This is a genomic window from Sulfurospirillum diekertiae, from assembly GCF_002162315.1.
In the GTDB taxonomy this organism is placed as follows: Bacteria; Campylobacterota; Campylobacteria; order Campylobacterales; family Sulfurospirillaceae; genus Sulfurospirillum.
Genome location: NZ_CP021416.1, coordinates 1,542,462 through 1,568,720, shown reverse-complemented (window position 1 = coordinate 1,568,720; position 26,259 = coordinate 1,542,462). Strand labels below are relative to the sequence as shown.

The following is a 26,259-nucleotide window of genomic DNA, read 5'->3' as shown; positions in this document are numbered from 1 at the left end:
AAACCCTTTTAAATAGCGCTTTATGTGCTCTATTTACCTTCAAATAACATCAGATAAATTTACTGACATTCAAAATATATGACAGTATTTTTGACAGTACATGCTACAATTACAAAAAAAATAAAGTGAGGTACTGTCATTTATCATGGCTAAGTCGATTATACCGCTATCTGAGATGCAGATAAAAAAATGCTAAGCGAAAAGAAAAAGACTATAAACTTTATGATGGTGATGGACTATATATTATTATTTGGTCTAAAAAAGAACGAAATAAAAGATGGGGTTTTGATTACAGATTTCAAGGTACACGAAAAACAATCTCTTTTGGAACATATCCAGAAATAACACTTGCACAAGCTAGAAAGTTAAGACAGGAATCAAAAGAAAAAATATTCAAGAGCATTGATCCGTCTCAAGAGCGTAAAGATAATAAAAAAGAATTGGCACATTGTACAACTCTACAAAATATATCAGAAGAATGGTTTAATATAAAAGCTGGAAAACTTGCTCAAACAACTATTCAAAAGAAAAAAAGCTTTTTAGTTAATCATGTATATATTAGTATTGGGCAAAAGGATATCAAAACAATTAGTCGTTTAGAAGTAATAGCTATATTAAAAGAAATCCAAAATAAAGGTGCTTTTGAAGTAGCTGATCGAGTTTTAAACATGCTCAATAATATTTGGCGTTATGCTGTTACTATGCAAATTGTTGAGCATAATATTATTGCCGATATTGAAAAAAGTATGGTTATTCAAGCGCAAGAGCGTAGGCATTTCCCAACAATAACAGATTCACAAGAAGTTGGTGCCCTCCTCCGCGCTATTGATGGCTACAAAGGTGATATTAACACTAAACTAGCTTTGATGATTTCACCTTATATTTTTTTACGGTCTTCTAATATAAGATCATTAGAGTGGAAAGAAATAGATTTTGAAAAAAGAGAAATTAGAATTCCAGCAGCTAAAATGAAAATGAAAGCTCCTCATATTGTTCCACTTACAGATCGAACAATAGAAATTTTGAAACACGCATATTCAATTAATGCACATTGTAGTCTATATGTTTTCCCTTCTTCAATCTCTAATATAAAAATAATGAGTGAAAACACGCTTAACTATGCTCTGAGACGGTTAGGATATTCAAAAGAAGAAATTGTCTATCATGGATTTCGCGCAATGGCTTCAACAATCTTACATGAACAAATCAGTGAGCATGGAATTCATAGTGATGCTATAGAAAGGCAATTGGCTCACGCTGAACGCTCTGGTGTAAAAGCCGCATACAATCATGCTGAATATTTAAAAGAAAGAAAGATATTAATGCAATGGTGGAGTGATTATTTAGACCAGTTGAAGTTAAGTATTTAAACAAATTAATTTAAAACTACTATAGTTATTTTTTTACCAGAAATAAAATAACTAAAGTGTATGTGGCGGCCATAAAAAATAGCAATGCAAACTTGTACAAACCAAAATAAATATATAATAATGTTAAAAAAGTAAAAAGTAAAATGTAGAAAAGAAAACTTTTTCTAATAATAGAGCATAGCTTATTTGAAAAATTTATTTTATATTTTCGATAGAAAACCTCAAAAAAAGCCACAAGTACCAAAACCAACATAATTAAATCAATTAGAATTTTTACAAGATAAGGTTCTAAATCTTTTAAATTTTTAAATTGCGAATCGAATACAGTTACTAAAATCAAAAAAGCACTAACAATAATAATTAAAAAATAGACAAGAGTATGTGCCCCAGTTTGTATAAATTTTTGAGAATCAAATTTTGGTTTATCAAAGATGCAATGAAGTTTTGGGAAATTAAATTGATTAGTCAATAAGTTGATTTTGCAATTATTTAATTTAACCCCTGCTGATTCATCTTGGAAATTTGCATCTCTAAAATCATTCTTTATCGTATCAATAGAAGTAGTAATATCTGAATTATCCATTTTTTTACTTCTGGAGAGTTAGTTGAAACAATAAAGTTTTAAGAGTGTCCATATCGTCTTTATATTTCTTGCAAAGCTCTTTAACAAGAGATTTGACAAGATCATCACAACCAAAATCATTATTCGCAATAGAATGAATTGATTTGTTTATGGAGCCAATTTCAACTCCAGTAGCACCGCCACTTAAATTTGCATTTTGAAAATTATTGTTTGAAGATATTAAATTATTAAAAATATCGTGATAAATACCTAATTCTCGGCACTTTTTACGAATTGCTGAAACAGAATTACGTGTCCGCCATGACGTTATAGTTTGTTGCGATATTTGCATTTTAGAAGATAGTGCAACAATGGTTGCAACTTTATAGTAATCAAGTAATCGGTCGATAAAATAATTTGCATTAAACTGCATATATCCCCTTTTAAAGCTTATTAAATTTAAATACAATAATATACCGCGAATAAAGCGCATTAAATTCTTAATTACATCATTATATCACAAAAAAGGCAAGGAATGATAAAAAAGTTTTATCATCTAAGTGAAGTATTAGACAATATCATATAATTAAATAGTTAAAGTAGTATAAATAAACCGTAAAATATGCAAATAACTGCATTTATAAGCTAATATTAATAAAATATACAATATTATACCGCAATAAATGCAGATTTATTTTGTAAAAAATATATCATACTAGGAATAAAAAATGGATAAATTATATCGTCTTGCAAATGTACTTCAAATAGTTAATAAAAAAGAAGGTAGCTGGCGCAATCTAATGAAATTAAAAAAAGCGCCTTCTCCCATCTATTTAGGCTCTAGGAGCCCACGGTGGAGGGAAAGTGAATTAATGGAATATTTAAAAGATCCTATAGCTTATGAAATAAATCTACAAAATAAATCTAAATAATATTTCTTGAAAACATATACCCAAGAGCAGCTTTTACGGAAATTTTCAAAAATACCAGATGTAACGCAATGTGAAATTTTGGAAAATAGTTTAGAGCGTTACTACGCTCTTAAATCACGAAATGATTCTAAGCTAAATCGCTCTCATCTTTTACATAGTGCGCTTCTATTCTCCCTTGAAGCACATTACCATACCTTACACCTTGGTTCTGCAAAAAAGCATTCAAAGGAATTAACTACCCTAGAGGAGAAATTTAACATGCAAATAAAAGTGACATTAGCAGCCCACAAAAAGAAAAAGGTTACCAAGTCGTCTAAGCTATTAGGACACTATGCCCCTTTGGTCTATCGCTTAGTTAAAGAAGAACATTTTAGTTTTCCAAAAGTAAAGGCCTTTTTAGCAAAACACCATTCTTTCAAAGTAGATCATACTCTTATAGCCAGACTTTATCCCAACATAAAACAAAAAGTTGAAGATCTTAAATATGCTGTAAGGCAAGTAAAGAGTGATTTTTAAAAAATTATGCTTTTTAAAACGAATAGTATCTATAGGGTTTTATCTTTACAAAAAAACTATATAAGGAGTTCGTATGAGTTTACATGTAATACCATTGATTCAAGAGTTTTATCTTGCTACAGATAGAATAGAAATCCCAGAAAATAAGATTATCCCAACCAGTGCTGGGAAAAATGGAAAAATTGAGAGTGGGTATGTGTTACAAAAAAGTCATCCCTATTACGAAATAGATACACTTTATTGGAGAACAACACCTTTGGTGAATCGTATCTTCATTATTCATTTTCAAGAGATTCTACTGGCATTTATCCATTCCCAGCTTATGAGTCAAAAGAACTATGCCATATTTAATTATGAAAGAGCGAATGGAATCAAGCTCTATTTGCACCCTAAAAAGCCAACCAATATTTGTATCGAAGTGTTTGATAGGAAAGCAAAGAATTTTATCTTAGCTGAAACATTATGTAAAGTTGAATGTCGTATTTTGGTAAGACAATTGCATTACTATTTACATAGTGGGACAATCGTTGAAGAAGCACTCAATGAAAGTGTCGAATGTTTTTACAGTGAAAAATCATTTAAACTCAAAACACCTAAGGTGTACGAATGAGAAGTAAAATTGAATACCAAACAGGACTACTCTCAGAAGTCATTTTTCATCCAGGACTATCCAAGGCTCTTCAAAAACAAACTGGAGAGCTAGCCAATACTAGGACGATTCAAACATATAGAGAGATATGGAATCAATTAGGTAATTATGTAAAAGACAACTATGGCATTAAAGATCTTCAAAAGCTTACCCCAGAGTATATCATGGGCTTTATGATGAAAAAGGTATTTCAAGGAGTAAGTGAACAATATCTTGAAACCATTAGTTGCGCAATTGGTAAGCTTGAACATGCATTAACAATGCTTCATGAGAAATTTATTGAAGAACAACAAAGATATGCAACGAATACGCACTATGTATACGATTTTAGCATTCGCCAAACCATCCTTAATGATGCAAGAAAACACAAACTCGTGATAGAGACCAGTGCTGATCCTAACTTTTCACGCATTTATGAAAACCCCAAAGCACTTATTAATGCTATTGAAGATCCTTTGTACAAACTTGCTGCAAAAATTCAATATGAATCAGGGGCTAGATTAGAAGGGGTCTTACGTATTGATGAATATATGAGAGTGCAAACGCATAAGTTAAAAGATAATACGCTAAGTGACACTATTGAGTATGCAAGAGTAGATGATACATACTCTAGCGTGCCTCAACTGCAAGGCTACGAATACGACACATATGAGGCTATGCAAAAAGGAAGAATATTTGATGTTGAGAAAGGAGGAAAGCCAGGGAACTTATCGGTTAAAGTTGAAACTTATCAAGAGCTAAAAGCTTATCTTATACAACACTCAAAATTCATTATTAATAAAAATAAGTATCGATTAGCTCTTAAAAAAGCAGCAAATCAGACAGGGCAAAAATATGATGCGACTCATGGATTACGATGGAATTACGCACAAGAGCGATTTTTTAAAATTCAAGTTATTGGTGGGCTTTCTTACGTACAAGCTCTTCAGGAGGTTTCTTGGGCCATGAAACATGAAAGAGCTAATATCTCAGAGCATTATTTAGGGTAAAAACTCCAGTATAATTATTTCAATCAACAGCAACAAAGAGGATAATATTCAAGGAGTTTTTTTCTCTCAATCCAATTTGGCATATATTTATCCATCAAAGATTTAAAATTATCATTGTGGTATCGCTCAAGTAGATGAATCATCTCATGAACGATGATATATTTTATACACTCAATAGGCTGTTTTGCAAGCTCAAAATTTAAGAGTATTTTTTTCTTTTTAATACACTTTTTGCTAATCAATCGCTCTTTTGCCGCTAATGATGAAATAGTTTCTGATGAGTTGTTTATCCATTGATTCAAAATTTCAAGCTTTAAAGTTTAAACGCATAATAAATCTGTAACTCTCAAGCGTGAGTATTTCATCTTCAAGTACACAATCATAATCTGAATGTATTGATATATTAAGTCTTCAAAAAGAGGGACGGCACTTTTGATTAAGTTTTATGGCTTAAAAACGATGTTAAAATAGAAAAATAGAAAGGTAAGAGCAATGTTTTAAAAAGAAGCAGGCTCTTTCTTGTTAAAACCCACTTCTTCACAAGGTTTTATTTGTTTTTTAACATCCAATAACGGTTGTGAACGCTCAATGTTTGGTAAAGAAACAATTCCTCTTCATCGCTTTTGACATTTAGAGCCATTGGGACCTCTGTACTCTCAATTTGTGTTATAGCTGGTTTTTTGTCTTTCATGCTGTCTAAAAATACTACATTGTAGTCTACTAAAAATTCAGCGTCATTTTTTCTAACAAAGACAGACCCTTTGCATTTATCTGCTTCTTCAACATTTGGACATAAATTGAAGCTGGCTTTGTAGGGAAGTTCTGGAATATTAATTGTTAGTTTTTTATCAGGCTTTCCATCCGCTGTTTCAACATAGTTTAAGACATATGCCTTTTTGCCATCCGGGTTGACAACATGATTTAAATTGTCATATTTTGCAATTTGTTCAGATGCGTTTAATGCACCTCCTGTTACAGCCAATAGCGCAACACTACTAACAAGCAGACTAAGCGTCTTTTTCATGGTAAGTTCCTTTAAATAAATTTTATCAATAGTATTTTAGATAAAAGAACTAACCAATGTCTCATAGGAATGTTAAAATAAACTTAAATTTAAAAGAATTAGAAAAGGCTTTTAAAAAGAGCGACACACTTCCACATGTTTTGTTTTATAAATCGTTTGATTTTGAGTGGTATTTTTCTTTATGACGATAATTTGCGATATAATATTGGAGACTTCAGATGGTCTATAAAACTGTCTTTTACTTTTGCCACATTCTGTTGCAAAGTAGCGTATTACCAAGTATATCATTGCCTTCTGCGGTGTTGCCATCAAGCTCAAGATTGTTAAATATTTTGATAGAGTTCTTGCAATCGCCAAGCTTAGTTTTGTCATTAAAATCAGCTTTATCGATGACACATTTTAAGTTATTTGCTTCTGCAAGAGCTGAGATGATTTTGTTGATCTTGTCAACTACAAGCTTTTCCATATCATAAAACTTGCACTTTCTGGCACTTCTATTAAACTGCTTGCATCATCTTTTTTTATCTGTGAATATTTTAAAATAGTAAAGTAAATATATAATTTTTATACTCACTTGCATCCATTCTGCCTTGAAGTTCATCGGCACTCGTACAAAGTTCACTGTACCTATTCCTGATAAATATATTTACTTACATTGTATTATTAAGATACTCAATGTCATATTGATAGTTATTATAAAGTCAAAAAACTTTTTTTACTTGCAAATTTAAAATACTCCAAATTGAATTTTGTAATTTTTATTTTACTTTTGCATTGTTTGTTTTAAGATATAGTACTTAGTCTTCTTACTGATATATTTAATAATATTTTTGTAATAGCATGTTCAATCGATATAAAACGTTGAAAAAATAATTGAATTTTAGTATTGAATAATTATAAATTGTGATTGTATTTTTTTTGTTTTAAAGCCCGCCAATAAGCATTTATTATCTTTATAAACGCATTTTTATTTCTATACCAAAACGGTAAAAAGGCAAAGAGAGACTTATTTACATGCTATACTTTCACTATCTTATTATTTTACTATTCTTGTTATATAGCTACAAATTAGCTATTAGGTGTTACGCGCATAGCCTACACGCGTATCATTTATGTACATTACGTTACATAACGCGCCAACCTTCGCTCTCAAAGGGGATAGAAAGCTTCTATCAAGCACGATGCAATGCTATAAAAGTGCAGACTATATTCAACTGAGTTTTCGGTCACTACAACCGCAGAGTGTAGTTAATACAACATAAGGAGAGTTATGATTTTTTATGATGTGATAGTAGTTTTATCATTTAATGTTTTACTTCAGTGACGCCATGCGTTCACTGCTAGGTTTTGTTATAGAATTTCTTTGTTTTTCAATAATGTTTTTACTATAAATGAATATTCTTTATAACTATTCGCTTCAGCTTTTAAAGCATCAAAGCATTTTGCATTAATATGGGATTTTGTGTTCTATAAAAAGCTTTAATAGTATTATTGACAGACGACGAGCAATAAAGAAATCTATCGCTTACCCTCCTCCATACTTTTCCCTAATGCCATCATTTCATCAAACTTTCTCGCTTTAGCATAGTTCTCTAACCAAGACCATACCCATAAAGGAGCGTTTTGGGTAGATTCCCATTGGTTAACACTTTGGTAATTCATTGATAGCTTTTGAGCAAACTCTTTTTTACTGAGGCCTGCGTGTTTAAAAAGTGTATTGAGTTTTTCTCGCTCCATGGTTTTCCTTGCTTGACTTTTAGTGCTTTTTATGCTTATATAATTATATTATAATTATTCTTTGTATTTATTTAAATATTTAGGCTCTTGTATTTTTTTCGAATTTATTTTATAATTACTGTACTAAAACACAAGGAGAATACGAACATGAAACAAAAAATAAACGAGCGAAAACTGATTACTAGAGAGCATCATTATGCACTGTTTGTCATTAGTGTTGAGTTTATTGTGCATCTTGTGCATGCTCTGTAGCAAGAAGAGCTCATGCATTATTTTAAAAAAGAGTTACAAGAAGTGGATGTCTTAAACCAAATACGGTGTGATGTCTGTGGTGAACATTATGAAAGTAATAGCTTGCATAAAGAGTTGATACACAGTGAGCATACCTTTGGGTATGACGGTGCCTTATTGGAAGATATAAGTAGACTCAACATGGATATTTGTGAAAAGTGTTTATACGATTGGGTAAAAAGCCATGGGCTTTATCATAGTGTTATAACACCCTCTTACGATTTAGGTGATAAAAAACAAGAGAATTTAAATGATACCCTTTTGAAAAAATGAAAAAAGAGCTTAAATTTCTCTTAGCAGGAGTGCGTGCGTGCGCCATTATAGCTAAAATTATTCAAAAATCAAAGCGCTCAACAATGCATCTAAGCCCTATTCTATCGGCATTTACCCGCTTGACTTTGCATTATTTTAGGATTATAATATGATGTGTAAAAAAAGAAAAAAGGAGTAAAAGACCATGTGTTTAACCATCAAGTTCATTTGTAAAACCATGGTGCTTTTTAGATACCAAGCTTTTTTCTTTTCGCATCTCCCTCGTGGATCACTGCCTTCTTAGCCCTTATTCTTTAAGGGAATATTTCCTAACCATTTGAGCATTATGTAAAAACCACCCTACCCTAGTTCTGTCTAAAAAAACAGGTTTTTAGAAAAAAAACAAGGATAAAACTATGCCTAAAAAAAGGAGAAAGCATGATGGATTTAAACCATCTCATCTGTGTTAACACACCGTTTCTAATCACCATTATCGTGGGAATCAGTATTGGCGCTATTGTATACGGGATATTACACCGCTTAGAGAGAAGGCAAGCACATATTGAAGATGTTCTATTGGCTAAAACCATAGCCCGAAAACTTTATGAAAGTCTTAAAGAGGAGAAAAAGATATGAGCTGCTTTGATTTCCCTACCCTTGCGCTAGTGTGGCCAGCTCTCTTTATTTTCTGGATACTTTTTATCTCCTCTAACTATCATGAACAAAGAGAAGCTAAAGAGGACTTAATGCTACAGAGTGCGCTTAAAGAGTTTAGGCGTTTAGTGGCTGCTGATAGCCATCCCATTCAAGCACTAAAAGAGGAGTCTTAATGTTTAACAACAGTGCACTAGCACTGTTCTTGTTTTTGGGCTCTTACGTGCTCTATGAACCAGGGATGAAAACAGAGATGGTTGTCTTTTTACTCTATTGTGTGTTCTTAGGCATAGTTGCTTTAGGGCTTGTGCTATTTGGTCATCATCCTTGGGTGAAGAAATGGCTGGATCGTTTATTTTAAGAAGGAGAAAAAGCTATGTCCGATAATTATGGACCACAGTGGTGTATTAACAATGAAGAAGCAGGAGGTGGTATCGCACTTATTCTAGGACTCATACTTGTAATGATAATCCTGATACCTGCTTATTGGTTAGGATGGTATTGGGCTGTTAGGATTTGGGATGTGAAGGTGTTTAAATACCCTTTTGCCACTCTTGTAGCAGGAATCTATGCAGTTGCCTTATACATGCTCTGCTTTGTTTCAATCTATGCTGCTTTGGTGGTCATGGTACTTGCTTGGCTCTTATGGGATTATTTCACCGCAAAACGCATCCTTCAACAGATGCAGCTGATACAAACGATACGTAAAAGCACTCGATGGCTTTTTTCGGCATGGAGAAAATAGGAGAAATATAATGGAAATAACACCAACAATGATATTCGTAACCGCGTTGGCTCTATGGGTCTATTATTTAAGGCAAATAAAGGAGAAGAAATAATGGGTGAAACAACACTAGGGAAAGCGATTATATGCCTATTTATGATGGCTGTAGCCTACTGGTTATACAAGATTGAAAAAGAGGAATCCAAACAGCGTGCACAACGCCGTCAGGAAGAAAAGGCATTACTGGATTATGTTATGTTTCTCACCACCACCCGTGTCAAGTTTGAACGACATCTATGGACAATCTTAGACAAAGTGGCTTCGTATAAAATTCAAAGTGTGATTATCACCGATGAAAAAGAAATTCCTCAATGTGTTTTACTGCCTTATGCGGAGTATAAGATATTACAAGAGTGTTATGACAAAGAAGAGGCTAAAGAGCTTGCCCCCTTTGATTGAAGAGCGCCTCAAAAATAAAGCCAACAAAGATCACTTTATTTTTCATGAGGAAATGATGAAAATTTTAAATGAAAAAAGGGCTAAAACTCACGACAAACACGTAAAAAAAGAACCAAATAGCAGACGAAGTTCAATTTTATAAATGATAAATTTACACTAAATCCTAAATTAAGCATATGTTTTTAATAATACGTTTAATATTGCTATTCGTATGACAAAAGACAATACCTTAAGATTATTTAAAGAGACTATCTATTTTAAATCGATAGTCTCACTCTTCGTTTATGAAAAGATGAAAGGTTTATAGCTTCAATATAAAATTATAGGGAAACTCTTTTATTATAAATTTTCTGTGCTTTAAATAACAGTGAATGCTAACCCTAGACCGACAATTGTTGTAAGCACAGCAAGACCCCAAAATGGTTTACTTGTTGGATCTTTAACAATTTGTAGCATAAACCAAAACAAGAATATTCCACCAACGCTTTTGATGAGTAATGGAATGCTAAAAGGAACAAGCGTCCACACGTAACATCCAGATAACAAGACCAAAGCAAACCAAACTTTCATTATTTTTACTGCTTTTACTTTTTGCTCTTCATTTGCAAAAAATGTTGCCCAAACGAATAAACCTATCATTATCCCTGAAAGAAAAAAGTGACCAGGTGTATTATTCATAATTGACATACCTAAAAAATCAATTTGAAATGAACTCATAGTATACATCCTCTAAAATTTATTGTATTGATTATGCGATTTGTGTACCAGCATTTTCTCCGGCACTTTGATCAAATATAGCTGTTGGTTTAAATATCCATAAAGCACTCATTGGTAATCCTGCTTTTTTCATTTGCGCAGCTACGCTCTCAAATAACTCGCCCTCAGTTTGTCTTTCAACGACAGTAGCGTTTACAAGATAAGACTCTGTTCCTTTAAGACATAAAACTGCGATGTTTTTATTGGTCTCTAGATTTTTAGCAGTTTTTTTCATCAATATTTCAGCTGCACAAATTGTTTGACTATCTGGCGCCATGATGCTGCCTACAACAATAGAGTGTGGTACACCGTCTTCAGCTACTGTTGTTAAAACTTTTGATGCTCCGTCGTCATTGAGCAAAGTTGCTACATTATCTGGTATTGTGATCATACTATTTTCCTTTTTTAATTTTTTTATCATTTTGAGACAAGTTTTATACACCGTCCACCTACGCCTAAAGTAATGATTTTAAATTGAAATTATAAGATTGTCATCCTCCTTTATCACAGTATAACACTTGATAGATTTTGAAACAGGACCATAAAGTTTATTTCCATAAAGATCAAAGGTCGCTTTATTCAAGCTACAGCATTGCACTGTATCCGTACCAGGCACTAAATCTAACCGCCTTCCCATATGTGTACATTTATTTTGATATGCTTTGTATTCTCCACTTTTACTCTGTATTACCAACACTCTTAAAGGAAGGCTTTTCCCTTCAAGACGAACTGCACCACCACGTATTTTTAATTCATCAGCCTTATTTAGGTCAATACAAATTTTCCCATCTAAATATCCCCAACAACTACTATCTTTAGGCTCATGTGTTGCAGGTTTTCCTGAAACTCTTTCAAAAAATCCTCTCTTTAAAAATGTAATGTTATCCATATATAATCCTTTAAAATACTAATGATTCTCGTAGTTTTTTTCCCAAATCTTTTGCTTGTTGTATGATTTCTAGTTGATTTTCAAACGCATGAATACCCACAGAATCAACCGTAGCCTCAGCACCATAGAGCATTTTAAATCCAGACATTTGACATACATCGCCATTCCCACACTTAACACAAGGGACATTACCGTGGACTAGAAGTGATCCTACAAAGTTCATTCCTTCTTCCATCATAAAATAATGAATAGCATTTGCACCCAATTGTGCAGCAGGAGGCAACATTTCACTTGGTGCAGTTACGCACGAAGTAATAACAGCAGCACCGAGTTTACCGGCCAAATATCCATTGTTGTGGCGCAAAGGGTAGAGCCGCTCCATAAAGGCTTTTGTTCTTGAATCTAATGTTGAATAGGGAGTAAATCCTGATACCACTAGAACATCCGCTTCTTTAACTTTATCGCACAATGTATTTCCATCATCCTTTATAACGCAACGATTCGTTGTCACGCATCCCAAACAGGCGTTGCATGGTCCAACGGTATAGTCTGATAATTTAATAAATTCTGATTCCAATCCAATTGCGTCGAGCACAGCTTGCAAAGCACGATCACTATTACTATTTTTAATCGGTGAGCCGGATACTCCTAAAACTTTCATTTGTTCTTCCTTCTTTGTTATATTTGAAGATTTTAATGAAAATATATAGGTAACTTGTGGAGTAAAAGTAGATAATCACGTATTCTGGAATATTTGTTCCAAAATACTATTTAAGATAATTTAAACTTAGTTAGGAGTTGTGTGATTATTTGAGCAGTGCTAGTATGGTTTGTATAATTAATTCGCCATCTTCTTTTTGGTGGTTATATTTACCATGAATGCTAAAGCCATGAACTATAGTTACGATGGTAAGTGCTATTGCTTTTGCATTACCATTAAATTCACCATTTGCAGAGGCATCCATTAAATTTTTTTCAAGTTGCTGTCTTAAATCTAAAAAAAACTTCTTTGGAACATCAAATACTTCTTCTCGCATAAAGTCGCCTTTTCCCATACAGATGCTAAAAAGACAAGCTCTAAATTCTTCACGAAAAATGAACTTACCTAAAAATAGTTCTACACCTTTTTTACCGGTATTCGTTTGCAATATTCCTATCATCATTGAAGCTCTTTTTGCATAATAGTGATGGAGTGCTTCTTTAAATAACGCCTCTTTATCTGAAAATAAAGAGTACATTGTACTTCGATTGATACCTGTATGTAGAATCAAGTCTACAATTGATACATTTTCAAACCCTTTTTCCCAAAAAAGTTCCATTGCATCATCAAGTATTTTTATTAAATCGTATTTAACGGGTCTTGCCATTTAAATCTTCTCCATTAGTAGGCATTATAAAGTGCTGTTTTACAAATACATTAACTTTATCATGAAAAATTTTTTGCCTATTTTCTCCTTTCGGATGCATTTTTCGTAACACTTTCATTTCCTCTAAAAATGGAATTACAGCATCAGGAATAATCCTCTCAAATAACGCACGTAACGCTTTTGCTAATCCAGGAGAATACCCTCCTGTTGAAAACGCTATTTGTAAATCTCCTTTTTGTACAATAGAAGGAAACATGAAATCACAATATTCTGGGAAATCAACACAGTTATAGAGCTTTGAGTACTTCTTAGCCTCTTGATAGATGCTTTTTTGAAGATCAAGATTATCGATAGTGGCTATGATAATATCATAGTCTTTTACATCATTTGGTTCATAACTTTTAGTAATTAATATTAGCTTGTTTTCATGTATGATTTTTTTCCATTGAGTGAGAACACTCTTTTGTCATAATAGTAATTGAGCTAGTATAATTCAAAAGTTTTTCCAATTTTCGTTGTCCAATAGCACCAGCACCTATCAACAAAACTTTTTTTCCTTCCAGAGAAAATAAAAGAGGCATGTATGTCATTTTTAGTCCTAGTCTACTATTTTATTTTTTGATGTTGTAAATATTCTTTAATACACAAATAACAAATACAAGCTTTACCTTTTTTCTCTTGCGGTATTTTGTCTAATAAATCCTGTGGCACTTTAATAGTATGGCACCAGCATTGATTTGAAGTTCCAACCTGACAAGCATTACGTTCTCCACACAATGGACAAATTTTTTCATCTTTATTATTCATAATGCCACTTTACTTTAAAAAATATTAACTAAAATATTGTTTGATCAAATGGGGATTCGTTCTAAAAAAAGTATGTAAATAAGTTCCAAATACTTTATCTTTTTTCCATACGCCATTCTCTCCGTTATCTCTTTTAACTAGAGGAAAATATCCGTTTGCTAAATCATGGGGGCTACTATAATGAAAAGCATGACCTTTGGTGTTTATGCCATCAAAATCAGCATCATAATACCCCATGCGTTTAAAACGTTTTTGCAAACTAAACTCAACATCTAAAAGCCCAAGCATTGGTTTTTCATCAATCTTTTTTCCAAGAAAAATAAGTCCTGCACACTCACCATAAATTGGCTTGTTTTTTGCATGCTCTAGCACACTGTGTTTAAAGGTGTGAGAATTTTCGATGCGTTTATACGCTTCTTTGGTTTCGACATACCCTCCAGGGATATATAAAACATCTGCTTCACATTTTTCGTCATTCACAGCAGATACCATCACAACCTCATCAAAGACCTCTTTTAAAAAATTTACATTATCATGGTATAAAAAAGAGAAATTTGCATCATGAACGATGGCTAATTTTTGTGGTATTTTTGGTATTTTTTCAAATGGATAAATCTTTACATGTAAAGGCTCAAACGTAGCTAAACTCATCAGAAGCTCCAAATCGATATGTTCTAAAACTTCTTTTGAAACGAGTGCTAAAAGCTCCCTATCCAAATGTTCGAGATCAAGCCCTAGATGCGTTGATTCTAAAGTAATGAGGTCTTTTTTTATCCAACCAAGAACGGCGATGTGAGGCAATTCTTCTTCTATTACTTTTTCTAAAAGTGAAAAATGCATGGATGAACTAACTTTATTTAAAATCACTCCTTTGATGGTATGATCGTCTCTAAAGGTTAACAATCCTTTGATGACCGCGGCAATAGTGATATAGCTTCCACTGGCATCCACGACAATGACACTTGGAACGTGTAAAGATTTTGCCACATCGTACGCACTAGCACCCTTATCCATGCCATCGTAAAAACCCATGACACCTTCGATAACTGCGAAAGAGTTGTGATGATAATGCTCAAATGTCCATCGAAGTTGTTCTTCATTCATCAAATAACCATCAAGATTGACGCTATGGCCTCCTGTAATGGCATCATGAAACTGTGGATCGATATAATCTGGTCCACATTTAAACGCTGATACATCTTTCTTGAAATGGTGCAAGAGTGCCGTTGTTAGAAGTGTTTTACCATCATTAGATTTCGTTGCACCAATACAAATTGCTTTTTTCATTAACGCTCTTTTCCTTCCCGAAACTGTAAGTCATGCAGTGTTTGATATACCCCATTAAAAGAAAGTAATTCTTTATGTGTCCCCTCTTCTGCAATCCTTCCATTCTTCATGACCAAAATCTTTGATGCATTTTTCACTGAACTTAATCGATGAGCGATGGTAATAACCGTTCTATTTTGAGCCAAGGCATCAAGTGATTTTTGCACATAATGTTCTGTGATATTATCAAGGGCAGAGGTTGCTTCATCTAAAATCAAAATAGCCGGATCTTTTAAAAAGATACGGGCAATAGAAAGTTGCTGTTTTTGACCACCTGAAAGTTTTATCCCACGCTCCCCAACAACACTCTCATACCCCTCTGCTAATCCCATCACAAATTCATGAATATTTGCTTTTTTAGCGGCTGCTATGACCTCTTCTTCGCTTGCTTCTAAACGTCCGTATAAAATATTTTCTTTGATAGTTCCATTAAATAAAAAAACATCTTGTTGTACAATGCCGATTTGCCTTCTTAATGACTTAACAGACACCTCTTTGATATCCTTACCATCAATCTTTATGGAGCCAATTTGAGGCTCATAAAAACGCATAATCAACGCACACAAGGTGCTTTTACCACTACCCGTACCTCCCACTAATGCAATATGCTCTTGAGGAGTGATAGTAAAATTGATATCTTTTAAAATACCTTCCCCTTGTTCTTCATATGTAAAATTTACATTATTAAAGGCGATATGCCCTTTAACGGATTCCATCTCTTCTTTTGCATCATCTCGCACAGTGCTCTTTATTTGCATCAACTCTTGAAACCTATCCATGCCAACTAAACCTTTTTGATAAACCTCTGTCAATGAGATAAAATTTCGAATGGGGCGCATAAAACGATCGATATAAAGGACAAAGGCAAATAGTACACCTATAGACATGTGTTCGTACTGCACAAGGTAAATACCATAAGCGATAATGATAACTTGCAAGGCTCCCGAGAAAAAGTTACTGATACTTCGCAAGTCTGCCAATGCCTTAAACGCTTTGGCTGTCATCTCTTTATAGGCTTGATTGCTCTGCTTAAACTTATGCATCTCATGGGCTTCGTTGCTAAACGCTTGAACGACACGAATGCCTTCAAAGCTATCTGTTAACTGAGCGTTTAGATGTGCAATTTTACGCTTTGAGGACATATACGCATGTCGTAACTTGGTGTTTTTATAGTATGTAAAGAAAATCAAAACAGGCATCAATAACAGTACAACCATTCCCAGTTTTAAATTAAGGCTAAGCATCACACCAATGGCCCCAATTAACGTAATAGGAATAAGCAATAAATCTCTAGGAATCTCCGTAACAACTTTGGAAACTTCAGCGATATCACTCACCACTCGAGACATTAATGAACCCGTCTTGGTGTTATCAAAATACGAAAAGGAAAGCGTATTGATATGCTTAAACAAATCATTGCGCATATCGAATTCAACATTTATCCCAAGCAAGCTTCCCCAATAGTTCCGTACCCATACGGCAAGTGAGCGTAAAATAATAATCCCACCCAAAAGTAAAAACATCAATGTCATCTTCATTCCATTGGAAGCAATGAAATCCTCAGATATCATTAATTGTACAATATAAGGAAATAAAATATCCAAAAAAGCTAAAAGAAAAGTACTGGCCACCGTTGTATAAAACAATGATAAGTGATTTTGATAATAGCTCCAAATATAGCGCATCATAAACTCAATCTACACTTTAATTCGTCAACAATCTCTTGAAGAGAGTCCCATGTCTTTAGATAATTGATAAAAGGACGTTTTAGTACTAAAAGTTGAACTCCCTCTTCCTTGCACGCTAAAACTTTTTCCATCTCTCCTCCTTCATCACCACTCTCTTTTGTTATAAGATATTGTATCCCATAGTTTTTAATTATTGCAGTATTAAACTCTTTACTAAAAGGTCCTTGTATCGCGATAATATTTTTGGCTAAAAAACCCAAAGTTTCTGCTTTTTGTATTGATATAACGACGGGTAAAAGACGAATAAAAAGGTTTTCTTGATCCTTGATTTTTTGAAGGTCTTCCAAGTTTTTTATGCCTAACGTACTCAGCACTTTTTCACCTTTACATGTAAGATTAATATAGTCTACCAATGACGTAATATCCTCAAAATGTTTAGCACCCTCATATTCAAGATTTTTGCGCTCAAAGCGTAAATACTCAACACCACACTCTTTTGCTATTTCCATAGCACTATGCGAAATTCCTTCCGCATAAGGATGGCTCGTATCAAGAATTAAAGTTATACATTCATTTTCTATCAATACTTTTTTTTCTTCTTTACTGAGACGTTTATCAATAATTTTAACGTTATAATTTTCTAAAAGTTTTTTTCCATAACTCGTAGTAATGCTCACGATAAACTGGTCGTGATATTCAACTAGCTGCTCGAGCAGAATGCGTGAATCCTTTGTTCCTCCGATTAACCACACCATCTTTTTTCCCTTTGATACAATGCTCTGTTTCCATGCATGTTTTAAATGTTTCTTCTGTGATTTCACCATTGCCAAAAGCGTTTACATGTAAACCATAAGACTTGATTTTTAATGCTGTATTTTCATTTGAAGCAATAATTAATTTGGTGGCTAATATTTCACGCCCTACACTATCTATTAATGTTTTAACCGTACATGCATTAGGAAAAGCGATAATATCGACATCATTGATATAAGCAATTACTTCTTCATCACTTCGCAAAACTTTATCAACATAATAGGTCTCAAGTTCAGTAATAGATTGAGAATATACAGCAAGTTCTGCTGAAATTGAGGTAGATCTGACTAAAAGTACTTTCTCTTCTTTTTCAGTTAAGAGATTAAGCAACTCTTGTGTGCGATAGCTGTTCGAATAAATATTGGCTTGTAATTTATACGTGTTTAATGCTTCTTTAGTTTTTTCGCCGGCCACACCAATACGCAAATGAAGTAACTGGCGTATATCTTCTATTTTTTCAAAAAAAGCATGTAAACTTTGAGGGCTTGTAAAGAGCACAGTATCAAAATTAATAAGTCTTGGAATAGTAAACGATTTTTTATCTAATGTAAAAAAAGGACATTCTACACTCTCTCCACCTAAACTTCGGACCAACCGTGAAGTCACTTTTGCTTGGGTTTTTTCTGATGTTACCAGAACCTTATGCCCGTGCAATGCTTTATGCTCAAACCAAGCAAGTTTTTCGCGTAAATTTACTACATCACCTATAATAATGATAGAAGGTGACTGAATATGATTTTCTTCAACAATCTTTGAAATAGTTTCTAGGTTTCCGACAACCGTTCGTTGATGACATGTCGATCCATTTTCAATTACTGCAACAGGTGTGGATGATATTTTTCCAAAATTTACAAGATTTGAAGTGATCATCTCTATATTTTTAATACCCATTAAAAAAACTAAAGTGCCACTCAGCTTGGATACTGTTTCAAAGTCAATTTTTTCTCCATCATCTTTACTATGTCCTGTAAAAACATGAAATGATGTATTGATACCTCTATGGCTTATAGGAATGCCTGCATAAGCGGGTACTGAAATAGCAGAAGTAACACCTGGAATAATTTCAAATTCTATGCCTGCATCTACTAAGTCCAAGGCCTCTTCCCCACCTCGTCCAAAGACAAAAGGGTGTCCTCCTTTAAGGCGTAAAACATTCTTGCCCTCTTTGGCTTTTTCGATTAATGTTGCATTAATTTTTTCTTGGATAAGGCCGCCTTCGCAATTATCTTTACCATAATAAATAAGTTCGGCACTTTTGGGTGCTAACGCAAGAATTTCCTTATTAACAAGACGATCATAAATAATACACTCTGCTTCTTCAATCAACATCTTGAGTTTTAATGTCATCAATTCAAAATCTCCACAACCTGCACCTGCGATATATACTTTTCCTGTTTTCATCTTTTTTCCTGTTTTAGTAGTGATACCCACGAGGAGTGATCATTTTGTTTTCTTTGATAAACGTCTTTGAGTTTCCAACGATTACCGTCGTAAACATGTCAATTTCATGCTCTAACATATTTTCCAATGATGTAAGAACGTGATTTTCGCCCTCTCGTCCCGTGTTTCGCACAATGGCAACAACCGTATCTTTATTTTTATGCTTCAGCATAATTTCTCTTGCTTCAGCAATTTGAGTTAGACGACTTTTACTTTTAGGATTGTAAAAAGAGATCACAAAATCTCCTTGTGATGCCAAATCAACACGCTTTTTGATGAGCTCCCAATCCGTCAATAAATCACTCAAACTAATCGTCGCATGATCATGCATAATGGGTGCACCTACGACTGAAGCGGAGGCATTGGCAGAGGTAATCCCTGGGATAATTTCTACATTAAAGCCATTATCAAGAGCAATTTCTAGCATAATGCCCGCCATGCCGTAAACTCCGGCATCACCACTAGAGATAAGGGCGACACTTTTACCACTCTTGGCTATTTCCAAAGTCTCGAGGCAACGCTCCACTTCTCTTTTCATTCCTGATTTAATGAACACTTTCTCAGGAAAATACTCTTTTACTAAATTGACATAGGTTTTATGCCCAATGATGACATTTACCTCTTTTAAAACATGATATGCTCTAAAACTCAAATGTTCCAATGAGCCTGGCCCGATACCTACAACATAAATATTATTTTTCATTTCCAACTTCCTCTTCATAAATCGAAATGGTAATTCCGCAATTTTTATTTTTTTCTAACAAAAACACTCCTTTTTTACTAGAACTTACATAGGCACTAGGTGCTGAGATGGAGCGTACACCAATGGTTTTTTCTACAAAATCTGATCCACAAAATTTATCTTGTACTGCTCTTATTTCTTCTTTTTCTATTATTTTTAGCTCTCGCTCAAAATAGTTAACGGCTTCAAGCAGACCTTTTTCTTCTGCTTTTACCCATCCTGTCGCAAAATGTTTAATCGAATCTTCTCTAAGGTTTAATTTTTTAAACTCTTTTTTGACAGCTTCAATAATCGCCTCTTTTGGGATATCTTTTTTGCACCCAATACCCACTATGATATTTTGTGGAATAATTTGACTCATCTCTACATGTAACTTATTTGACACCACAATAACCCCTGATATATTTTTATTCTCAACGACTATATTCTCAGGTAAACATAGCGCTACTCTCTGCCCATTAAGTATCAAAGCAGTCACATTCTTTGCTTTTTTCAAAGAATCTATTTTTGCATTTAATTTCATAGCAATCGTATCAACGGCTATTTTATGACTGACATCAGAGGCTGTTGATATCACAGGAATTGCATCACATGCTTTGGCAATGATTTCTGCCATCTCGTTTGCTCCACCTAAATGGCCACTAAGCAAAGAGTTTACAAAGATACCTTGTTCGTCCATCACCAAAATAGCGGGGTCTATATCTTTACCTTTAAGAAGTGGCGCAATGGTACGAACCACAATCCCGCTAGCCATGATAAACAAAAGCGTTTTGTATTGAGAAAAAATTCGCTCTACTGTAAGTGTAAAACCCTCTATCATCTCTATGCACTTGCCATCACTGTATTTTGGCAAGGCATAAATGTCTGCGTTCTTTACATGTAAAGAATTTGCTTTCTCTAATCCTTGCTTACTTACGCTAATAATGGCAAGTTCTTTTTTCATGAGCGTGCCATACCTTCTCGGTATTCATGGGTAAAATACTTGTCATATAGCCTAGATTTAGAGTACTCATTTCCCATAAACCATCCCACAAGAATTTGCGCTGTTTTAGTGATATTGGCTTCTTTGACTTTTTCTTCAATAGTCTCAAGCGTTCCCTCAACAATTTTTTGATCCGGCCAACTAGCACGCTGAATAATTGCTACTGGAGTATTAGGCGGGTAATGAAGCACAAGTTTTTCCACTACTTTATCAATCATTTGAACGGATAAAAAGATAGCCATAGAAGCTTGATGAGAGGCTAATTTATCTAAGGATTCTGCTTCTGGAACGGGAGTGCGACCTTCTAATCGTGTGCAAATAACCGTTTGCGATACATCTGGAAGCGTGAACTCTTTTTTAAGGGCTGCTGCTGATGCTAAAAATGAGCTAACACCTGGTATGACATCAAAATCTATACCATGACTCTCCAAAATGTCCATTTGTTCACGATGAGCCCCATAGATAGAAGGATCTCCTGTATGAACTCTTGCAACACTTTTTCCTTCTTTAACACCTGCAATAGTAATATCCATCACTTCATCCAAATCCATACTGGCACTGTTATAAATTTCTGCTCCCTCCTTATGACATGCAATAACTTCTATAGGAACAAGCGAGCCCGCATATATGATGATATCTGCTTCCCTTACAAGGCGCTGACCTTTGATAGTAATAAGTTCAGGATCACCCGGCCCTGCTCCTATAAAATAAACTTTAGACATAACTCAGCCCTCCTTTTTTAAGGAGAATGGTTGAGAAGTAAGAGATATCCTCACGCGTTATATTTTCAAGATCATAAATTACTTTTTCATCCGCTTTTCCACAATTAGAAACAAGTACGACATTATCCATGTTGCCTGTTTTTTTAAAAGCATCTTTGAGTCGTTCAAGGTTACGTGTAACTTTCATAAAAACAACGTTATCAGAGCTATTAATCTCTTTTACAATATCTGTATCTTTTGAAATAGGTACTATTTTGAGTGTTTCATCACCCATAACAAGTGGAGTATTCAGACGTGCAGCAATGGAAGCAAATGATGTTATCCCTGGTATAGTTTGGACTTCTACATCTTTTTCTAAAAGTTCCATGACATAAACAAAAGTACTAAACGTCATAGGATCACCAATGGTGATAAACGCTACTGTTTTTCCAGCTTTAATACAATCATTGACTACCTTGGCATACAGTAATCTATCTTCTTCTCTAAGCTTATCATCATCAACCGTTGTAAAATCTGCATAGATTTTTTCAATATCATCTTTCATATACTGCTTTGCAATTTCAAAAGCCGTACTATACGTTTTCGTATTAGCCCTTGGTAAGATGACCGCATCTGCTTCTCTTAAAGCATTCACTGCTTTGATGGTTAACATTTCAGGATCGCCAACTCCTACACCAATTCCTATTAATTTAGACATTTTTTTCTCCTTTTTTCGCACTTAAAATAAATATAGGATTCTCAGCCATCATCATGTTATATTGACCAAGTAATCTATTTTTTGAGATATTTAATGAAACAACCTCAATGTCATGAAAGCCATACTCTTTCATCAAACTAAGTGTTTTAGTAAAAGTTTCAAGGACAATGGCATTAATAACCAACCTAGCGCCTACTTTGGCATGATCATCAAAATACTGAAATATATCACCAAGTTTCCCTTTAGAGCCACCAATAAACATGGCATCGAAGGCAATAGTTGGTAGTTCTTGTGGAGCATAACCTTTGTATAACTCGTAATTCGTTATGTCAAATTTTTTTAGATTTGCTTCTATCAAAGCATTGGCTTCTTCATTAACTTCTATACCAATGACTTTACCAGAGCTTAAATACCTACTAGCCTCTATACCGACACTACCTGTTCCTGCACCCACATCAATCAAGACACTATTGCTATCAAGTTCAAGTTTTGATATACAAACAACACGTGCTTCATCTTTTGTCATAGGCACATTGCCCCTAATAAATTCACTATCTTTTATATGAAACATTTTCAGTCCTTTCAATAACCACAACATTCATGCCAAAATTTCGTTCATTATTAGCCATTTGCGTTGCTATCATCGTTGTTATTTTTTCTTCCGCATAAGAAAGTTCTTCTCCTACATATACTAATACGTTTCCTAGTCCGTGAGTTACTAACTCTTTTGCGATCAATTGAGGTGTAAAAGCACTATCCGTTAGCACCCCTACAAGTCCAGAATCATTTAAAGCTTCAATAAAATCAAACGTTTTACCATGAAGACTTTTAATCACAGCGTCTTGCCAAGGTAACCCAATCTTGCAAAACATATACTGCATAGAAGAAAGTCCTGGTATTACCACTAACTCCTCATTGCTAAAATGCTTTTTTAAATACACTAAAAAACTATAAAATCCTGGGTCACCAGAGACCAATACCGCAATTTTTTTATTTCTGTTTGTTTTGATGTAATCCACAAGTCCTAATAAATCACTACTTATGTATTGACAGACTTTTCCTGATGCTTCCACTTCTATCTCTTGAAAATGTCTTTTTCCACCAATAAGTATGTCTGCGTCCTTTATACATGTCAGCACATAAGGTGCAATAAAATCTATACTTCCAGGACCCATTCCAAGTATATGAATCTTAAGCATTGGTATGATTTCCAACATAAAAATTATCCGTTCGCGCTAATTCTCCCTGTTCACTTGAATAAATCAATGCAGCCACCTCTAACTCATATCCACTACGTCTCACATGAGTTTCGCACTTTTCTCGTATTTCTTGTGCCATTATGTCAAACGTATCTTTTCTGTTTAACATTTCCACTGCTTCTTCTGTGGTATTGGCTTTGAGTATTTTTTGAATAACATCAAGTTTTTCTCCTGCTTTTATTGCATTTGCCGCCATAATTTCAAGCCTTGCATCCGATACGCGACTATGGGTATGAAATATACCTCCAGCTACTTTGACAATCTTTCCGATATTGCCAACAAACAGTATTTTTTTGATACCAAACTCACAGGCCTTCTCCAACATAAATCCTACAAAATTACTGATAATGATGATATTTTCATCCACTAATCCAAGATTGTTTGTGGCAAATTTGCGTCCATAATTACCAAAGGTAAAGACAAAGGTATCGGTATCTTGCTGTTGGTACATTGCTTTTAACTCAATAGACAAAGAGTCTTTATATGCTTCTTCAGACATAGGTTTAACGATACCAGTTGATCCCAATATGGAAATACCCCCGTGAATTCCTAATTTATAATTAAGCGTTCGCTTGGCAATCTCTTCACCTTTTGGAACAAAAATTTCTACTTCAATCCCTTGCTTTAAAATATCTATCACCTCAATCACGCTTTGTTTAATCATCACTTGAGGGACTGGATTGATAGCGGGTTCGCCTACACCAATAGGTAAGCCTTTTTTAGTTGCCACACCAACACCCTCGCCTCCTTTGATATGAATGCCTCTCTCCTCAGAAAAAGAGACGCGTGCTCCTATTTCTAGTCCACTCGTCACATCTGCATCATCACCACCATCTTTAATAACAGTAACAATTGCCAACTCTTTTTCTTTCTTTGCCGTATAAATAGGTATGTGTAATATTTCATTTGTTGGTAAAGTGATTGCAACGGTTTTTTTTAAAGGCGCATTCATTAATAACATACATGCCGCTTTTGTAGCAGCTGCAGCGGATGAGCCAGTCGTAAAACCGTATCGAAGCTTCTTTCCCTCATGAATCACATACTTTTGCATTTTTTAGATGCCTTCTCTTTGAAAAATTTGGTAGATAAGACCGTGTAAAATAGCAACGGCAACCGTACTTCCACCTTTTCTACCTCTTACTCGAATATAAGGAACATCATATTTTAGAACTTCTTCTTTAGATTCAGCCGCTCCCACAAATCCAACAGGTACAGCGACGATAAGGGAAGGTTTTGCACAATCACCTGATTTAATCATCTCCAATAGAGTATAAAGTGCTGTTGGGGCATTGCCGATTAAAAATATTTTAGTTTCTGGATCTTTTGCCGCATGTTCCATGCCTACAATTGATCTTGTAACACCACGTTCTTTAGCTTCTTTACTGACATCTTCATCACTCACAAGGCAGTACGGTTTGCAAGAAAATTTCCCTAAGGCAACTTTACTGAGGCCATTAACAATCATATTGGTATCACAATAGATTTTACATCCACTTTTGAGGGCATCAAACGTACTCTGGACTGCATCATCAGAAAAATCTAAAAGATCGGTATACTCAAAATCAGCCGTGGTATGAATGACACGTTTAACAACAGGTTGCAACGTAGCATCAAAGGCATCAATAGCACTTCCCATCTCTTGGGTAATAATCTCAAAACTCTTTTGTTCAATACTCATTGGCCGTCTTTCATACGACATGGTTAAATCCTTTCTTTAAAATAATTGGGATAGATAATCTGACCGAGTGCCCACATTCCGTCAAGCAATTTTTTTGTGGGCCTTGAAACGATCTCTTCAGGAATTAAATAGACGTGTTTATTTTTGATGGCATTAATTGCTTTAAAACCAGGTGTATTATAAATATCTTCTTCACTAACACGGTTCATCGCTCCATTCTGTGCGATATAAACATCAATATCCTGCGCATGAGAAAGAATTTTTTCAATCTCATAGGGCGCAACAGTGGAACCATTTCTGATTGATTTAGCATCTTTCGCAATATTTTTTACACCTAAAATCTCAATGATTGTATAAGGCATACTTCCAGGACTGGTTGTCAAAAAATCTTTATGACGCGTTTCAAAGAAAAGTCCTTTTTTATTTTCACTAGGAATGGAAGCTACCTTAGCTTTAATCTTTGCAACTTCATTCTCAAAAGATTCTACATATCGAGTGGAAGCTTCTTCTTTTCCTACTAATTTTCCAATCTTATTCCAATACGTTGGTAACTCTTGGTAGGTTGAAGGTTGGAGTGAAACAACTTCAATTCCTCGTGATTTTAAAAGGTCTATCATACCTTTGAATTTATTGGCAATCATTGGTCGAATCAAGATAAGATCAGGCTTTGCACTAATGAACTTTTCTGCATTATCATAATAGGAGTACGTAGGTATATCTTTGAATTTATCAGGATTATCTAAATCAATAGAAACACCTATTAATAATGCTCCTGCTCCTAAATCATCGATAAGATCTGTATGTGCAGGATATAAAGAGATAACACGTTTAAAAGGTTTGTCAAAAATAATTTTGTTTCCATTCTGATCTTCAATTTCTAGCGCATAAAGATGGCTTGATATCAGCAAAGCCACTAACCATAATATTTTCATTT

The 26,259-nt window shown here is 34.3% G+C and carries 38 protein-coding genes and 1 pseudogene; 12 read left to right on the top strand and 27 right to left on the bottom strand.

Annotated features, from left to right (window positions below):
- Nucleotides 1-242: 242 nt before the first annotated feature.
- Nucleotides 243-368: pseudogene (locus Sdiek1_RS15685) on the top strand (Arm DNA-binding domain-containing protein); the annotation flags it as partial.
- A gap of 72 nt (nt 369-440) precedes the next feature.
- Nucleotides 441-1,370 (top strand): tyrosine-type recombinase/integrase, encoded by a 930-nt coding sequence (locus Sdiek1_RS08065; protein WP_087438655.1) that lies wholly within the window; start codon nt 441-443, stop codon nt 1,368-1,370.
- 25 nt (nt 1,371-1,395) lie between these two features.
- Here the strand turns inward: Sdiek1_RS08065 and Sdiek1_RS08060 are convergent, their stop codons facing one another.
- Complete coding sequence (locus tag Sdiek1_RS08060) at nt 1,396-1,953, bottom strand: hypothetical protein (RefSeq protein ID WP_025344725.1); 558 nt, start codon at nt 1,951-1,953, stop codon at nt 1,396-1,398.
- A 4-nt stretch (nt 1,954-1,957) separates the two neighbouring features.
- Nucleotides 1,958-2,365, bottom strand: coding sequence for a helix-turn-helix domain-containing protein (locus Sdiek1_RS08055; protein ID WP_025344724.1), 408 nt, complete (start codon nt 2,363-2,365; stop codon nt 1,958-1,960).
- A 295-nt stretch (nt 2,366-2,660) separates the two neighbouring features.
- On the opposite strand from Sdiek1_RS08055, the gene Sdiek1_RS08050 reads away from it, so the two are divergent.
- The 4 genes from Sdiek1_RS08050 (at nt 2,661) to Sdiek1_RS08035 (ending at nt 5,018) form a co-directional block, all read left to right on the top strand.
- A complete protein-coding gene (locus tag Sdiek1_RS08050) occupies nt 2,661-2,864 on the top strand; it encodes a helix-turn-helix transcriptional regulator (protein WP_025344723.1) in 204 nt (67 codons plus the stop codon).
- A gap of 78 nt (nt 2,865-2,942) precedes the next feature.
- Entirely contained in the window at nt 2,943-3,380 is a 438-nt protein-coding gene (locus Sdiek1_RS14795; protein WP_145923246.1) for a hypothetical protein, read from the top strand.
- A 73-nt stretch (nt 3,381-3,453) separates the two neighbouring features.
- A complete protein-coding gene (locus Sdiek1_RS08040; RefSeq protein ID WP_069478043.1) occupies nt 3,454-3,990 on the top strand; it encodes a hypothetical protein in 537 nt (178 codons plus the stop codon).
- Nucleotides 3,987-5,018, top strand: a complete 1,032-nt coding sequence (locus tag Sdiek1_RS08035) for a hypothetical protein (RefSeq protein WP_025344720.1) — start codon at nt 3,987-3,989, stop codon at nt 5,016-5,018. The genes Sdiek1_RS08040 and Sdiek1_RS08035 overlap by 4 nt, the downstream gene beginning before the upstream one ends.
- Before the next feature lie 23 nt (nt 5,019-5,041).
- Here the strand turns inward: Sdiek1_RS08035 and Sdiek1_RS08030 are convergent, their stop codons facing one another.
- From Sdiek1_RS08030 to Sdiek1_RS08015, 4 genes are all read right to left on the bottom strand, one after another.
- Nucleotides 5,042-5,320 carry a M48 metallopeptidase family protein gene (locus Sdiek1_RS08030; protein ID WP_202819545.1) on the bottom strand — a complete coding sequence of 93 codons (279 nt, stop codon included), beginning with the start codon at nt 5,318-5,320 and terminating at the stop codon, nt 5,042-5,044.
- Nucleotides 5,321-5,565: 245 nt separating this feature from the next.
- Nucleotides 5,566-6,042 (bottom strand): hypothetical protein, encoded by a 477-nt coding sequence (locus Sdiek1_RS08025; protein WP_025344719.1) that lies wholly within the window; start codon nt 6,040-6,042, stop codon nt 5,566-5,568.
- 238 nt (nt 6,043-6,280) lie between these two features.
- Complete coding sequence (locus Sdiek1_RS14860; RefSeq protein ID WP_025344718.1) at nt 6,281-6,508, bottom strand: hypothetical protein; 228 nt, start codon at nt 6,506-6,508, stop codon at nt 6,281-6,283.
- A 1,052-nt stretch (nt 6,509-7,560) separates the two neighbouring features.
- The gene (locus Sdiek1_RS08015; RefSeq protein ID WP_025344717.1) at nt 7,561-7,779 is read right to left on the bottom strand and encodes a helix-turn-helix domain-containing protein; all 219 of its coding nucleotides are present in this window, start codon (nt 7,777-7,779) and stop codon (nt 7,561-7,563) included.
- Between the two features lie 264 nt (nt 7,780-8,043).
- On the opposite strand from Sdiek1_RS08015, the gene Sdiek1_RS08010 reads away from it, so the two are divergent.
- The 6 genes from Sdiek1_RS08010 to Sdiek1_RS07985 all read left to right on the top strand — a co-directional run bounded on the left by Sdiek1_RS08010 (nt 8,044) and on the right by Sdiek1_RS07985 (nt 10,159).
- Nucleotides 8,044-8,343 carry a hypothetical protein gene (locus tag Sdiek1_RS08010; RefSeq protein ID WP_025344716.1) on the top strand — a complete coding sequence of 100 codons (300 nt, stop codon included), beginning with the start codon at nt 8,044-8,046 and terminating at the stop codon, nt 8,341-8,343.
- Nucleotides 8,344-8,760: 417 nt separating this feature from the next.
- Nucleotides 8,761-8,958 (top strand): hypothetical protein, encoded by a 198-nt coding sequence (locus Sdiek1_RS08005; RefSeq protein ID WP_025344715.1) that lies wholly within the window; start codon nt 8,761-8,763, stop codon nt 8,956-8,958.
- Nucleotides 8,955-9,152 carry a hypothetical protein gene (locus tag Sdiek1_RS08000; RefSeq protein ID WP_025344714.1) on the top strand — a complete coding sequence of 66 codons (198 nt, stop codon included), beginning with the start codon at nt 8,955-8,957 and terminating at the stop codon, nt 9,150-9,152. The genes Sdiek1_RS08005 and Sdiek1_RS08000 overlap by 4 nt, the downstream gene beginning before the upstream one ends.
- Nucleotides 9,152-9,337, top strand: coding sequence for a hypothetical protein (locus Sdiek1_RS07995; protein WP_025344713.1), 186 nt, complete (start codon nt 9,152-9,154; stop codon nt 9,335-9,337). The genes Sdiek1_RS08000 and Sdiek1_RS07995 overlap by 1 nt, the downstream gene beginning before the upstream one ends.
- A gap of 15 nt (nt 9,338-9,352) precedes the next feature.
- Nucleotides 9,353-9,721 carry a hypothetical protein gene (locus Sdiek1_RS07990; protein WP_025344712.1) on the top strand — a complete coding sequence of 123 codons (369 nt, stop codon included), beginning with the start codon at nt 9,353-9,355 and terminating at the stop codon, nt 9,719-9,721.
- A 93-nt stretch (nt 9,722-9,814) separates the two neighbouring features.
- Nucleotides 9,815-10,159, top strand: coding sequence for a hypothetical protein (locus Sdiek1_RS07985; protein ID WP_025344711.1), 345 nt, complete (start codon nt 9,815-9,817; stop codon nt 10,157-10,159).
- Nucleotides 10,160-10,516: 357 nt separating this feature from the next.
- Here Sdiek1_RS07985 and Sdiek1_RS07980 read toward each other — a convergent pair whose 3' ends face one another.
- From Sdiek1_RS07980 to Sdiek1_RS07880, 21 genes are all read right to left on the bottom strand, one after another.
- On the bottom strand, nt 10,517-10,876 hold the full coding sequence (locus Sdiek1_RS07980) for a hypothetical protein (protein WP_025344710.1): 360 nt from the start codon (nt 10,874-10,876) through the stop codon (nt 10,517-10,519).
- 31 nt (nt 10,877-10,907) lie between these two features.
- Complete coding sequence (locus tag Sdiek1_RS07975; RefSeq protein WP_069478041.1) at nt 10,908-11,306, bottom strand: pyridoxamine 5'-phosphate oxidase family protein; 399 nt, start codon at nt 11,304-11,306, stop codon at nt 10,908-10,910.
- Nucleotides 11,307-11,384: 78 nt separating this feature from the next.
- Nucleotides 11,385-11,804 carry a Rieske (2Fe-2S) protein gene (locus Sdiek1_RS07970; RefSeq protein ID WP_025344708.1) on the bottom strand — a complete coding sequence of 140 codons (420 nt, stop codon included), beginning with the start codon at nt 11,802-11,804 and terminating at the stop codon, nt 11,385-11,387.
- A gap of 10 nt (nt 11,805-11,814) precedes the next feature.
- Nucleotides 11,815-12,465: a flavodoxin family protein gene (locus tag Sdiek1_RS07965; protein ID WP_025344707.1), complete on the bottom strand. Its 651-nt coding sequence runs from the start codon at nt 12,463-12,465 to the stop codon at nt 11,815-11,817.
- Nucleotides 12,466-12,610: 145 nt separating this feature from the next.
- Nucleotides 12,611-13,171, bottom strand: a complete 561-nt coding sequence (locus tag Sdiek1_RS07960) for a TetR/AcrR family transcriptional regulator (protein ID WP_087438654.1) — start codon at nt 13,169-13,171, stop codon at nt 12,611-12,613.
- On the bottom strand, nt 13,155-13,580 hold the full coding sequence (locus tag Sdiek1_RS07955) for a precorrin-2 dehydrogenase/sirohydrochlorin ferrochelatase family protein (RefSeq protein WP_439951344.1): 426 nt from the start codon (nt 13,578-13,580) through the stop codon (nt 13,155-13,157). The genes Sdiek1_RS07960 and Sdiek1_RS07955 overlap by 17 nt, the downstream gene beginning before the upstream one ends.
- Before the next feature lie 16 nt (nt 13,581-13,596).
- A complete protein-coding gene (locus tag Sdiek1_RS15595) occupies nt 13,597-13,752 on the bottom strand; it encodes an NAD(P)-dependent oxidoreductase (protein ID WP_369688504.1) in 156 nt (51 codons plus the stop codon).
- A 25-nt stretch (nt 13,753-13,777) separates the two neighbouring features.
- Nucleotides 13,778-13,978, bottom strand: coding sequence for a cysteine-rich CWC family protein (locus tag Sdiek1_RS07945; RefSeq protein WP_025344701.1), 201 nt, complete (start codon nt 13,976-13,978; stop codon nt 13,778-13,780).
- 24 nt (nt 13,979-14,002) lie between these two features.
- On the bottom strand, nt 14,003-15,265 hold the full coding sequence (locus tag Sdiek1_RS07940) for a cobyrinic acid a,c-diamide synthase CobB (RefSeq protein ID WP_025344700.1): 1,263 nt from the start codon (nt 15,263-15,265) through the stop codon (nt 14,003-14,005).
- Complete coding sequence (locus Sdiek1_RS07935; RefSeq protein ID WP_238098880.1) at nt 15,265-16,875, bottom strand: ABC transporter ATP-binding protein; 1,611 nt, start codon at nt 16,873-16,875, stop codon at nt 15,265-15,267. The genes Sdiek1_RS07940 and Sdiek1_RS07935 overlap by 1 nt, the downstream gene beginning before the upstream one ends.
- Before the next feature lie 113 nt (nt 16,876-16,988).
- Nucleotides 16,989-17,747 (bottom strand): precorrin-6A reductase, encoded by a 759-nt coding sequence (cobK, locus tag Sdiek1_RS07930; RefSeq protein ID WP_025344698.1) that lies wholly within the window; start codon nt 17,745-17,747, stop codon nt 16,989-16,991.
- A complete protein-coding gene (gene cobA, locus Sdiek1_RS15590; protein WP_025344697.1) occupies nt 17,689-19,206 on the bottom strand; it encodes a uroporphyrinogen-III C-methyltransferase in 1,518 nt (505 codons plus the stop codon). The genes cobK and cobA overlap by 59 nt, the downstream gene beginning before the upstream one ends.
- A gap of 13 nt (nt 19,207-19,219) precedes the next feature.
- Nucleotides 19,220-19,948: a precorrin-3B C(17)-methyltransferase gene (cobJ, locus tag Sdiek1_RS07920; protein WP_025344696.1), complete on the bottom strand. Its 729-nt coding sequence runs from the start codon at nt 19,946-19,948 to the stop codon at nt 19,220-19,222.
- Nucleotides 19,938-20,930, bottom strand: a complete 993-nt coding sequence (gene cbiG, locus Sdiek1_RS07915) for a cobalt-precorrin 5A hydrolase (RefSeq protein ID WP_025344695.1) — start codon at nt 20,928-20,930, stop codon at nt 19,938-19,940. Before cbiG ends, cobJ begins: the two co-directional genes overlap by 11 nt.
- A complete protein-coding gene (gene cobM, locus Sdiek1_RS07910) occupies nt 20,927-21,691 on the bottom strand; it encodes a precorrin-4 C(11)-methyltransferase (RefSeq protein WP_025344694.1) in 765 nt (254 codons plus the stop codon). The genes cbiG and cobM overlap by 4 nt, the downstream gene beginning before the upstream one ends.
- Nucleotides 21,684-22,388 carry a precorrin-2 C(20)-methyltransferase gene (gene cobI, locus Sdiek1_RS07905; protein ID WP_025344693.1) on the bottom strand — a complete coding sequence of 235 codons (705 nt, stop codon included), beginning with the start codon at nt 22,386-22,388 and terminating at the stop codon, nt 21,684-21,686. The genes cobM and cobI overlap by 8 nt, the downstream gene beginning before the upstream one ends.
- Entirely contained in the window at nt 22,381-22,959 is a 579-nt protein-coding gene (gene cbiT / locus Sdiek1_RS07900) for a precorrin-6Y C5,15-methyltransferase (decarboxylating) subunit CbiT (RefSeq protein ID WP_025344692.1), read from the bottom strand. Before cbiT ends, cobI begins: the two co-directional genes overlap by 8 nt.
- Nucleotides 22,940-23,605: a precorrin-6y C5,15-methyltransferase (decarboxylating) subunit CbiE gene (cbiE, locus tag Sdiek1_RS07895; RefSeq protein WP_202819544.1), complete on the bottom strand. Its 666-nt coding sequence runs from the start codon at nt 23,603-23,605 to the stop codon at nt 22,940-22,942. The genes cbiT and cbiE overlap by 20 nt, the downstream gene beginning before the upstream one ends.
- Complete coding sequence (gene cbiD / locus Sdiek1_RS07890; RefSeq protein WP_025344690.1) at nt 23,580-24,698, bottom strand: cobalt-precorrin-5B (C(1))-methyltransferase CbiD; 1,119 nt, start codon at nt 24,696-24,698, stop codon at nt 23,580-23,582. Before cbiD ends, cbiE begins: the two co-directional genes overlap by 26 nt.
- Before the next feature lie 3 nt (nt 24,699-24,701).
- Nucleotides 24,702-25,346 carry a precorrin-8X methylmutase gene (locus Sdiek1_RS07885; protein WP_025344689.1) on the bottom strand — a complete coding sequence of 215 codons (645 nt, stop codon included), beginning with the start codon at nt 25,344-25,346 and terminating at the stop codon, nt 24,702-24,704.
- A gap of 2 nt (nt 25,347-25,348) precedes the next feature.
- A complete protein-coding gene (locus Sdiek1_RS07880; protein ID WP_025344688.1) occupies nt 25,349-26,257 on the bottom strand; it encodes an ABC transporter substrate-binding protein in 909 nt (302 codons plus the stop codon).
- Between the last annotated feature and the right edge of the window lie 2 nt (nt 26,258-26,259).